Here is an 11,028-nt window from a genome sequence, read left to right as displayed (position 1 = left end):
TCTGGTCTCTCGTTGGGTTATCCGAACCGGGTGTTTAACCCTACTTACGAAGCTGAGGGACTGCGTTTCGCATTTATCGTGAAACGCTTTCGCGTTTTTCGTGCGCCGCTTCACGTCGTATGAAAAACACAGTTACAATCAACGTCGCAATGGCAAGTCCGATAATCCCACCTTGTTCAAACCCATAATTCCATCCAAAGTATTGTCCTGAAATAACCATGCCGACTGAAATAGCCCATAAATGAATAGGTTTTAATTGTTTTTGTAACGCCATACCTTCTCCTCCTTTTGATGTTTAGACAATAAGATGTACGCCGCTTGTTTGCTGCTTGATCATTTTGTCAATCATGGTACCGATATGTGCGGCTGCCTCAATAGGAGGCGTTCCTCTTTTATGAATATTAGAAATAACCATACGATCAGACTCTTTTTTGCCTTTGCTAGGTTCATAGCACATGTAAGCACTCATTGATTCAGCACTGACCAGCCCAGGTCGCTCTCCAATCAATAGCACAAGTGCTTTTGGCTTTATGATCTCGCCGATTTCATCCATACATGCAACTCGTCCTCCTTTTACAAAAAACGAAGTCCCGATACGAAGTCCATATGACTCCAGTGAATCAATTAAAGCAGGATACACGTCGCTCATGTTTTCTTCAATTGCCTTAGCGCTCAGTCCATCTGATACCACTACTTGTACATCAGGCTGTGGCACGCAGTTTTTAAAAATTTCTTTCTTAGCGTCATCTGCTAATAACCTCCCTTGATCCGGCCGTTTTAAATAATGTTCTTTTGACTCCACGCGTGTATTCACAGGAAAAAGGTTAAACTCAGATAGAATATCTTCTGAAACTGCGCCGTATACAGAGTCTACGGCTGCAGCATGATCGGTGCGAAAAGATAAAACGTCTTTTGTTAGCGGCCTTGTTCCTGTACGGCCGACACCTATGCGGGCAGGGGTAAATTGTTTAAGTGTTTCAAGCGGATCGTGATTTGACTTTGGTATCATAGTAAGCACCTTCCTTAAATCAAATTCATAAAAACAGTTGGGTCTCCAGCTCTTGATGTAAACCGTCCGTTTTCCATAATACGCTGATCTTCAAGCCATTTTTGAAATAACGGCGTTGGGGTACGTCCAAGTACATTGCGCACCGTTGCGATATCATGATAACTAAGAGACTGATAGTTTAGCATGCAGTCATCAGCCATAGGCACTCCTATCACAAAGTTCACTCCAGCGGTTCCTAGAAGCATACTTAAATTATCCATATCGTTTTGATCAGCATCCATGTGATTGGTGTAACATACGTCTACTCCCATAGGCAGGCCGTGCATTTTGCCCATAAAGTGATCTTCAAGCCCAGCTCGTAGAACTTGTTTGCTGTTATATAAATATTCAGGTCCAATAAATCCAACAACCGTGTTAACTAAGAAAGGCTTGTAGTGACGAGCTAAGCCGTAGCACCTAGCTTCGAGCGTTACTTGATCAATGTTATAGTGAGCTTCTGCTGACAGTTCAGAACCTTGTCCTGTTTCAAAATACCAGCGGTTTGGACCTTTTGCCGTTCCTTTTTCATGAATTAGCGCTGTCGCTTCATCGAGCATAGACAGTGAAATTCCAAATGAATCATTACCAGCTTCTGTACCTGCTAAACTTTGAAAAATCAAGTCAGCAGATGCTCCTTTTTCGATTGCTCTCATCTGACTTGTTACATGTGATAATACACAGTTTTGAGTAGGGATGGACCATTCATTGATTATATTTTTTGTTTCATTTAAAAGCGCGTAAATATTATCCGTTGTGTCAATAACGGGGTTAATTCCAATAACCGCATCTCCAATTCCATAGCTTAACGCTTCGTATAGAGATGCTCTCATTCCTTTTAAGTTATCTGAAGGATGATTAGGCTGGGCCCGAGAAGCCAATACTCCTTTTTGGCCGATAGTCGTTTGGCAAGTAGTTTGCACTTCTATCTTGGCAGCTCCTTGAATTAAATCTAAATTGGACATAATTTTAGTAGCTGCCGCAATCATTTCGCTGCTTAATCCTTTGCTAAGTGCAAGAAGGTCTTCTCCGCTATGCTGATCAGATAAAATATATTCTCGCAAATCTGCTACCGTCCAGTTTTTTATAATGTCGTAAGCCGATGAATCGATCTGACTTTCGATTATTGCCGAGACGTTGTCTTCATCTGCGCTTAGCAGCGGGTAATTTCGAATATCAGCAAGTGTGATATCAGCTAGAACTTGTTTGGCTGCCATTCGTTCTTTCATTGACTCGGCGCTAATTCCTGCTAGCTGATCTCCAGAACGTTCTTCGTTTGCTTTGGCCATGATTTCTTTTAAGCTATAAAATGAAAATGTTTCTCCTAATAATCGTGTAGTTTTAAACATCGTTTCCTCCTTGTATATTTAGTGGATTAGGATGAAAAAGCGAGCGTTTTAACGGAAACGGAGATTGCTTCTCCAGCTACTGGTAACCCTAAATCGATGTAATCTCCGTGTGTAAAATCAATTTGATCTAAACAAATAATTTCTAATTCTTTCTTCTGTTTGGCTAGTGCTTGTCCTAAGGCTTTTGCAATATCTTGCTCGCATAAAACAACGAGGCACTTAGCTCCCTTAAAACAAGCACCAAATTCAGCGCTTATTACTTTTGCTAATTCTTGAAGCATCTTATAGCTGCAGTAAGGAAAATGCGATAAAGCAATAGCAACGGGAGGATCTTCTGCGCTGAAAATAGTTGAAGCCTGCATGCATGACGCTCGAGCTCTTTCTTGAAACAGCTGCGGATTCCACTCCTCCTCTGGCTGTACAGGTATTTCTATAATCGGAATGTTTTTCAGCGGCAGTTTTTTAGACTTAATGTATACGGTTGATCCGCTAACTTCTGTATTTTGCATGCCAGCCCCAATGACAGTAGCGCGCGTTGTTTCAGCGGCTTGAGATACGTGTATGGATTGAAACTGATACGCTAGCAGAGGACCAATGTCTCCATGTACAGCCACTTCCCTCACTGTTTTCGGCTTTTGCTTCTCCATCATTGCTCCTACCCCTCCTGAAATCATAATTGTTTCTGGTTGGATAGAAGATCTTGTATGAGGAGAAACGAGCAGCGAAGAGGTTTGAATTAGTGCTCTTACATAATTCACGGTTTCTTCAGCTAGTAATTGACAGATAGACGAGAGTTTTTCAAATGTTGCTTTTTCACCTTCTCGCAGTATTAAAGAATTATTTTTTAAAAATTCAGTTAAATAAGGTGAAACGTAGGTAACAAAGCCGTCTGAATTCAGCCGAATTAATCTTCCACCTACATGCAGCGTAAACGTTTCGATCACTTTTCCGTTTTGACATAAAGCGATGTTAGCGGTGCCTCCTCCTACATCAATATTGGCAATTACTGCATTTGTTTCAGCGGAATGTTGGATTGCTCCTGATCCTTTTGCCGCCAATATTCCTTCCAAGTCAGCACCGGCTGTTGCAACAACAAAATCTCCAGCATGTTCGGCTAGATAGTGAACGATAGTTTCTGCATTTTGCTTTCTAGCAGTTTCTCCTGTGATGATCACAGCGCCCGCCTCCACTTGATCTAAGGAGATTTCTGCATTCTTGTACTCTTGTTCTAGTAGTACCGTTAATCGTTGAACATCGATTTCAACCTCGTTTAGCATAGGTGTGGTATAGATAGAACTTGCATACGTTACTTGACGATCAATAATTTGACAGCCTGGCAGCGTAAACTGATTTTGTTGATTTGCTATTAACAGCTTGCTTACAATCAGTTTTGTTGTACTTGTTCCAATATCTAAACCTATGCTCGTGATCCATTTCTGTAGCATGCTATCAATCCTTTATCTCGTTTGAATATGTTGACTATCATAAAACAGTTTTTTGAATATTTCACTAACTATGTTATCAAACCTGACACACTTTTGTGTAAAGAAAGGTGACAAATGACAAAAAAGACTAAATCTTGGTAGATTTAGTCTTTTTTCTTATGATGAATGTGATTTAGTTACAATCATTCTTGATGCCGATGGAATTAACAATGAAAGAATGACTAAGCAGGCTATTAGTGACCCTACCATTGAAATACCGTTCATTGAAAAAGAATACCACAGAGCGGACATACCTTTTGGTGCGTACGATCCCCAGAAAATAATACCAGCAATAAAGTGCCAGAAATAACGTGCGAAGCTTCCGATAATAAGGGATAAAACAATCAAAACAAAAGCTTTTGATCTGTTATTGGTAGCTAAATTTGTTTTAATAGATTGTGAAAAAATACCTCCAAAACCTATAAAAGCAAAAGCCACAATATATTCAATAAATGTTTGTAGCGCTGTTAAAATATAAGCCGTTCCTGTCGCTAACTGCAAAAGCCCCCATAATAGACCAGATAGAGCCCCGCCTTTTACTCCCCAGCGAAAGCACATAATAAAAATGGGCACCATGGAGAACGAAATACTTACAGCCGTTGCAATCTTAATGGAAGGCAAAAGGTCAAGTAGAAGTGCCAATGCTGCAAAAATAGCTATTTCAATTTTAGCCTGTAAAGGTAATTCTTTATTCACGTTTCTCACTCCTGTTTTTGAATCATTCATATCAAACGGTTTACACAGGAGTAAGCAAATATATGCTACTATTCCCACATTCCTACGCTAGCGTTAACTAACAGGTTCTAAGGGTCTGAACATTTCGTTCACTCTCAGCACGGCGGCTCCCCCTGTGGTACGTTTGGATATTTATGTAGTATAAAGACAATGTATATTATACCATATGTAACAAAATAGATTCGAGAGATTTCAAAGATGTTTCTATTTTCTGAATCTATTTTTTATAATGACAATCGTTTTAGTATTTGTTATACTTCTTTTATGTCAATTGAATATAAAAAACCCTCATCCTAATCGATGAGGTAGAGGTCGCAGTTTTTAATAGTAAAGTAACGGAAATGCAGAGAACATTGAGGATGTTGCTTGAAAGGAAAAATTGCCGAAGTTTAGATCACTTCTCGGTTGATTTAAGCTGGGGCTGTCTCCGAACAGGAACAGAACTGTCACATCATGCGAGTGATGTGAAGAGCTATCTTCACGGAAGGTTGACGCGGTTTTCAGATTTAAAAGCGCGCACATATACTGCGGGCTTTTTTTATGTTATCCCGTCTCTTTCCGTACATTCGAAAGGAGTATTTATCTATGCAAGAGCAGCAAGAATTAAAACGTGGGTTGAAATCTCGCCACTTAACGATGATTTCATTAGGAGGAGCCATCGGAACCGGCTTATTCCTAGCAAGTGGTGGAGCAATTCACACAGCAGGACCTGGGGGAGCGCTTTTAGCTTACGCTATCATTGGCGTCATGGTTTACTTTTTGATGACCAGCCTAGCAGAGCTCGCAGCTTATATGCCTGAAGCTGGTTCATTTAGTACGTATGCGTCTCGTTTTGTAGATCCATCCTTTGGTTTCGCTCTCGGCTGGAACTACTGGTATAACTGGGCTATTACGATTGCAGCTGAATTATCCGCTGGAGCCCTTATTATGAAATTTTGGTTCCCAAACTCTTCTTCCATTTTATGGAGTGCCCTGTTTTTATTAATTATGTTTGGGCTTAACTACCTTTCTGTAAAAGGATTTGGTGAATCTGAATTTTGGTTTTCGTTAATTAAAGTAGTAACGGTTATCATCTTTTTAGTTATTGGTATTATGATGATTTTTGGTATCTTTAACAATGAAGCACCAGGTTTTAAAAACTTCACGCTTGGTGATGGACCGATTCACGGTGGATTCTTTACTGTACTAGGTATTTTTATGGCTGCTGGTTTTTCATTCCAAGGAACAGAGTTGCTTGGAGTCGCAGCTGGAGAAAGTGAAGATCCGGAAAAAACGGTTCCTCGCGCAGTTAAACAAGTCTTCTGGCGCATCTTGTTATTTTATATTTTAGCTATTTTTGTTATTGGAATGCTTATTCCATACACAGCGGATTCATTAGCAAGTGATGATGTGCGGGTAAGTCCGTTTACTCTAATATTCGAACGAGCAGGTCTGGCGTTTGCAGCATCAGCTATCAATGCCGTTATTTTAACAGCCGTTTTATCTGCTGGTAACTCAGGTATGTATGCTTCTACGCGTATGCTATGGAACTTAGCGAAAGATGGAAAAGCACCAAGGTTCTTAGCAAAAGTGAATAAACGAGGCGTTCCGGTTAATGCCTTAATCGCAACGGCACTTGTCGGTACACTTGCATTTGGTGCTTCATTTTTTGGAGACGGTGCGGTATACACATGGTTACTTAATGCTTCTGGTATGTCTGGTTTTATTGCTTGGTTAGGAATTGCAATCAGCCACTATCGTTTTAGAAGAGCATTTGTTGCCCAAGGTCATGATTTGAGTGAACTTCCATATCATGCAAAACTTTTCCCGTTTGGTCCTATCTTTGCCTTTATTTTATGTGCTGTTGTTATTTTAGGTCAAAACTATTCGGCGTTTATGGGTGATTCGATTGACTGGTACGGTGTACTTGTTTCTTATATCGGACTTCCTTTATTCTTAATTGTTTGGTTAGGATACAAATGGACGAAAAAGTCAAAACTTATTCCGTTAAAAGAATGCCAAGTAACAGTGAAAAAATACGAATAAAAAAAGCTCTCTATTCTTTTGAATAGAGAGCTTTTTTTATGTGATCTGATCAGCAAAATGTAGAGATATATAGGCGGGCTGTTTTTTCATAACAAGCATATAACCTTTGAGGGGACGATTGCAGTAATCAGCAGCTTCTATATAATAAATATGCTGAATTAACCTGCTTAAATAGGTTACAAAAGATGGAAGTTGATGAGTAGGAATGCTTTGGATGTAGTCTATGATTTCTTGCTTAGTTTGAAGGCCCGAACGAGTACATTGTAACAGGTGAAAAAGCGGATCTGCTGTTATAGTAGATAGTTCAGAATTGTGTTTGATTCTATTCAGCTGGATATGCAGTTCTTTTTTGGACCATCTTTTTGGAATAGCTCTTATATGCTGATATTGAAAATGTGTATTCATGATAGCTAACACCTTTCGTATTAAAATAATAAAATGACTTATTATTTTAATAACCTTTACACATGAAACTAAAACGTTACAATGTGTAAAGGTGTCATACATCTTATAAAATAAGCTGATAAAAAAGCACATCTTGCCACTGATCAAATTTCCAGCCTACTTCTTTAAATTCTCCGCAGAATGTAAAATTAAATTGCTCATGCATTTTGATACTGATATCATTCCCTTTTGTAATCCCTGAAATGACAACGTGATGGTTGAGTTCTTTAGCCAATTCCAAAATCCGCTTCATAAGCTGTTTTCCAATGCCATACCCCTGCTGATTTTTATCAATATAAATCGATAGCTCTACCGTTTGAATGTACGCTTCTTTATCTCGATAAGAAGAAAGCGAAGCATAGCCCGCTACTACTCCATCTTTTTCCGCGACAATAAGCGGAAAGAGTTCATTGCTAATATGATTATTAAACCAGCCCCTTCTTTGTTCTACTGTTACAGGCGTTAAGTCAAAAGTAGCAGCACTTGTTTGAACGGACTGATTATAAATTTCAACAAGCATAGGTAAATCTTCTTCTTTAGCATAACGAATGATCATATGTACAAACTCCTTATAGTATAGAATTATCTTTATTTTACTTCTTTTAATAAACATAATCTACATAAAAAACCGATGTGCGCATGCACATCAGTTATGATTTTGAGCATATTGAAAGGTTTGAAGAACTTGAAGTGTCTCTTTTGTAGAAACGACCGTTGCAAACTCTCCGTGCAAAGAAGACAGTGCGAATGTATGTACATCTTCTGCAGGAAGCCTTGTTTTTCCATCGTAGGACATACAATCAAAACAAGCCGTTGCATCGTTCACAACGTACGTCCTGTACCCTAGATTTCCAGCCATGCGGGCAGTCGTAGAGACGCAGTGATTAGTAGTTAGTCCTATTAAGATAAGCGTCTCATAGCCATTTGCTTTTAAATAGCTATCTAGCTCTGTTCCAATGAAGCAGCTGTTTACGTGTTTACGAATTAAGTATTCATCTTCTTGTGGACCAAATCCTTCTTTAAACTGAAATCCCTTTGAACTTGGGTGTAAAGGAGAATCTGGATTTTCTGATGCATGCTGCACGTGAATGACAGGATAATCTTGGCGCCTCCATGCTTGCAGTAGCGTCAGCATATTCTTTTCTGCATCTAAATTGTTTCTTTCTCCCCACTCGGGTGAATAAAACCCTTCTTGTACATCGATAAGCAGCAGCACTGGCCGGGAACGTAGCATAAGCATCATCTTCTTTCGTCTTTATTTTAAAATGGAAATAACGTATGTGCACCCATCAGGACCAGCTTTTGACGAATGAACCGTTTGTTTCGGTAAATGTATTCGATCTCCTGCCTGACATAGAACCGTATCACGTTCAACTGTAAAGTGAATAGATCCTTCAAGGATATGAAGAATTTCATCAGTTGGATGCGTATGAGATGGGTGCGTTTGAAAAGCAATATCGTGCTGTACTTCAACGTATCCAGTATACGCGGGAAGCAGTTCTTTAATTACTTCTTCAAACTTTCCGCCAACTCCTTTTTTAATAGAGGCTTTTTTTACGTCCATGCTGCTCACTCCTTTTTAATTTAAACGGACATTGTCCGGTAGTATGGTTATTATTATCGTGTAAAAAATATTGCTTCCACTCTCGGTTTTCCTGCTGCCCATACCAGCCTAATTCAGGGTGAGCTGCTACGTCATCATATGTTTTTAACCGATCGCGAACGATCTTTTGTACATGCTTCCCTATTTTCGAATCCCCTGTCATTCCTTCAAACACCCACCGAGGCTGAAATGTAATCATAAATCCTCTGCTCTTACGGCTTTTACGTAAAGAATGAGCAGGTGTATTACAGACGACAAAAATAGGTTCTCCGTGAAAGCAAAATTCCCATAATGCATCTTTTGGATCTTTTGGAATGTCTTGCGGCCATTTCTTTTGATCAATTTGATGAAGAAATGTCAGCGTATCCCAAAACATCGTTTCGTACTCTTCCATTGAACGTTCTTTATGTTCAGGCTTAAAGAATAACACAAAAGATGTATAGCGACCTATGGTCTTGAACGTATCTATGTATTCTCTAAGTGCCGACGCTGCACTCCTAATATCTTGGTAGTTATAAGGAGTAGTCACAAATGAAAAACGCAGTAAATCTTTTTTAAAGCCTTCTACCCCTAATATACAAGGAAATGGATTTTCTTCTGATAATATATCGCTTTGGAAATATTGAAAAGCATCTTTTCCCCAGAACGGGACATGCGTTGACTCTAAAATCTCATTAGCTCGAAAAAGCATTTTTGATGCCATTAAAACCCTCCTTATGGAACTCAACGTTACATGTGTATTAAAAAAAAGAAAGTTTATGAGTATTTTTAACTAAATCCCGCTTCTAAATTATAAAACTCTAATCTATATATATATAAGCTACTGTTGGACAAGTTAGAAAGGAGGCTGTGTTTTTGGAGTGGTTTTTGATTGCTATAAAACAAATAATTCTAGGTATTAGTCTGGCAGCACCAGTAGGTCCAATTAATATAGAGATGATTAAAAAAGGGCTGACAAAAGGATTTTGGGCTTCTTGGCTAGTTGGTTTAGGAGGCATGACGGCCGATATTTTATTTATGCTCCTCATTTTAATAGGGTTAACGCCTTTTGTTCAGATGCAGGCTGTTACTGTTTCCCTTTATGCAACGGGTTTTGTCATGCTTACATTTGTTGGCTTTCAAAGTATGAAGCAAGCTGTCTCTCGTTCCTTTTCAGTAGATGTAAATAACCCTTCTGCTACAAAAGATAAGTCGTTTTTTACAGGTTTTTTTATTGCTCTTATGAACCCTTTAAATATTGTGTTTTGGTTTGGTGTATTTGGATCAAGCTTAAGCGAAAGCCTTCAAAGTCAAACGTGGCTATCCGTCTTTTTTCATAGCTTCTTTATTATTTTTGGCATACTTCTTTGGAATTTAAATATTGCGAGCAGCATTCATTTTACAAGAAAATTTATCACGCCTAAGCTTTTTCGCCTCATTACGTTAGGTGCTGGTTTTCTACTTTTTTTATTTGGCTGCCAATTCGGTTTTAAATGTGTATCCTTACTTATCGGCTGAGCTTTTATTGATGAGTTCAATAAGGGTGTCATTTACTTTCTCACGTTCATCATAAAAAAGGCCGTGTCCACTATTTTCAAACGGGATAAGTGTAGAAAACGAAATGTGACGATTCATTACTTTTGCAAGATCAAATGGACAAATTTGATCTTTTTTTCCGTGTAATATATATGTCTCGACGAAAATTTGACTCAAATCCTCCCGTAAGTCTTCGTCTCGTAAAGACACCGCAGTTTTAATGGTTCCATGACCAGATGCCTCTAAACCTAAATCTTGAAACCATCCTCTAAAAGCTGAGCTGATAGGCTGATTAAAAAACTTTCCCCCAAAGTTCTCAAGCATGTTAGGACGATCTTTATACGTATTTTGGATAATTGTATTTACTTCCTCAACAGGAAGTCCATATGGAAAATCAGTTTTTTGAATAAAGCTTGGAGCCGCTGCCCCTAATAAAATTAACTTCTTCACGCCATATCCTAAATGTCTGCTCATATATCTAATGGCAATGGCTCCCCCCATAGAAAAGCCTACGAGCGTATAATTTTTAAGTTCCAGTCTTTCTACTAACATGCGAATATCATCTGCTAATTGATTATAAGAATAGCCGGTGAAAGGTGCATCTGATTTTCCGAATCCCCGAAGATCAGGAGCGATACATCGAATACCGCGGGCCGGCAGCGTTGTAAATTGGTATTCGTACATTTTAGCGTTAACAGGCCACCCGTGAAGGAAAAGAACGGGTTCCCCTTTTCCAATATCCCGAACAAAAAGTTTAGTCTTAGGAGTTACGTGAATAAAATAGTTCATGTATAACACCTCCTAGTTGTTCTTTTATATATATGTTTA

General features: G+C 38.9%; 12 protein-coding genes, 1 pseudogene and 2 riboswitches. Of the genes and pseudogenes, 2 read left to right on the top strand and 11 right to left on the bottom strand.

What is annotated here, in order from left to right; genetic code table 11:
- Positions 1-121 precede the first annotated feature (121 nt).
- From ACO1DI_RS21990 to thiT, 5 genes and pseudogenes are all read right to left on the bottom strand, one after another.
- Positions 122-274, bottom strand: a pseudogene (locus tag ACO1DI_RS21990) (ethanolamine permease); the annotation flags it as partial.
- 21 nt (positions 275-295) lie between these two features.
- Complete coding sequence (gene eutC / locus ACO1DI_RS21985) at positions 296-1,009, bottom strand: ethanolamine ammonia-lyase subunit EutC (RefSeq protein ID WP_014459902.1); 714 nt, start codon at positions 1,007-1,009, stop codon at positions 296-298.
- A 14-nt stretch (positions 1,010-1,023) separates the two neighbouring features.
- Complete coding sequence (locus ACO1DI_RS21980; RefSeq protein ID WP_014459901.1) at positions 1,024-2,394, bottom strand: ethanolamine ammonia-lyase subunit EutB; 1,371 nt, start codon at positions 2,392-2,394, stop codon at positions 1,024-1,026.
- Positions 2,395-2,420: 26 nt separating this feature from the next.
- A complete protein-coding gene (locus ACO1DI_RS21975) occupies positions 2,421-3,839 on the bottom strand; it encodes an ethanolamine ammonia-lyase reactivating factor EutA (RefSeq protein WP_140450931.1) in 1,419 nt (472 codons plus the stop codon).
- Positions 3,840-3,995: 156 nt separating this feature from the next.
- Positions 3,996-4,604 carry an energy-coupled thiamine transporter ThiT gene (thiT, locus tag ACO1DI_RS21970; RefSeq protein ID WP_423145613.1) on the bottom strand — a complete coding sequence of 203 codons (609 nt, stop codon included), beginning with the start codon at positions 4,602-4,604 and terminating at the stop codon, positions 3,996-3,998.
- 32 nt (positions 4,605-4,636) lie between these two features.
- Positions 4,637-4,737: riboswitch (TPP riboswitch) on the bottom strand.
- A 174-nt stretch (positions 4,738-4,911) separates the two neighbouring features.
- Positions 4,912-5,096: riboswitch (Lysine riboswitch) on the top strand.
- A gap of 102 nt (positions 5,097-5,198) precedes the next feature.
- On the opposite strand from thiT, the gene ACO1DI_RS21965 reads away from it, so the two are divergent.
- Positions 5,199-6,638 (top strand): amino acid permease, encoded by a 1,440-nt coding sequence (locus ACO1DI_RS21965; protein ID WP_013057233.1) that lies wholly within the window; start codon positions 5,199-5,201, stop codon positions 6,636-6,638.
- A gap of 36 nt (positions 6,639-6,674) precedes the next feature.
- On the opposite strand, the gene ACO1DI_RS21960 is transcribed toward ACO1DI_RS21965, so the two are convergent.
- From ACO1DI_RS21960 to ACO1DI_RS21940, 5 genes are all read right to left on the bottom strand, one after another.
- Positions 6,675-7,043, bottom strand: coding sequence for a hypothetical protein (locus ACO1DI_RS21960; protein ID WP_226555495.1), 369 nt, complete (start codon positions 7,041-7,043; stop codon positions 6,675-6,677).
- 103 nt (positions 7,044-7,146) lie between these two features.
- The gene (locus tag ACO1DI_RS21955; RefSeq protein ID WP_014459898.1) at positions 7,147-7,638 is read right to left on the bottom strand and encodes a GNAT family N-acetyltransferase; all 492 of its coding nucleotides are present in this window, start codon (positions 7,636-7,638) and stop codon (positions 7,147-7,149) included.
- A gap of 90 nt (positions 7,639-7,728) precedes the next feature.
- Entirely contained in the window at positions 7,729-8,316 is a 588-nt protein-coding gene (locus tag ACO1DI_RS21950) for a cysteine hydrolase family protein (RefSeq protein ID WP_014459897.1), read from the bottom strand.
- Between the two features lie 21 nt (positions 8,317-8,337).
- Complete coding sequence (locus tag ACO1DI_RS21945) at positions 8,338-8,646, bottom strand: cupin domain-containing protein (protein WP_014459896.1); 309 nt, start codon at positions 8,644-8,646, stop codon at positions 8,338-8,340.
- Complete coding sequence (locus ACO1DI_RS21940; RefSeq protein WP_423145612.1) at positions 8,621-9,388, bottom strand: YqcI/YcgG family protein; 768 nt, start codon at positions 9,386-9,388, stop codon at positions 8,621-8,623. Before ACO1DI_RS21940 ends, ACO1DI_RS21945 begins: the two co-directional genes overlap by 26 nt.
- A gap of 152 nt (positions 9,389-9,540) precedes the next feature.
- Here ACO1DI_RS21940 and ACO1DI_RS21935 point away from each other — a divergent pair, with 152 nt between their 5' ends.
- Complete coding sequence (locus ACO1DI_RS21935; RefSeq protein WP_116741204.1) at positions 9,541-10,182, top strand: LysE family transporter; 642 nt, start codon at positions 9,541-9,543, stop codon at positions 10,180-10,182.
- Here ACO1DI_RS21935 and ACO1DI_RS21930 read toward each other — a convergent pair.
- Positions 10,168-10,989 (bottom strand): alpha/beta fold hydrolase, encoded by an 822-nt coding sequence (locus ACO1DI_RS21930; RefSeq protein WP_014459893.1) that lies wholly within the window; start codon positions 10,987-10,989, stop codon positions 10,168-10,170. The two genes, ACO1DI_RS21935 and ACO1DI_RS21930, sit on opposite strands and share 15 nt — an antisense overlap.
- Between the last annotated feature and the right edge of the window lie 39 nt (positions 10,990-11,028).

The sequence above is a fragment of the Priestia sp. 40 genome, from assembly GCF_049368575.1.
Taxonomy (GTDB): domain Bacteria; phylum Bacillota; class Bacilli; order Bacillales; family Bacillaceae_H; genus Priestia; species Priestia zanthoxyli.
This window is presented reverse-complemented; position numbering and strand designations above follow the sequence as displayed.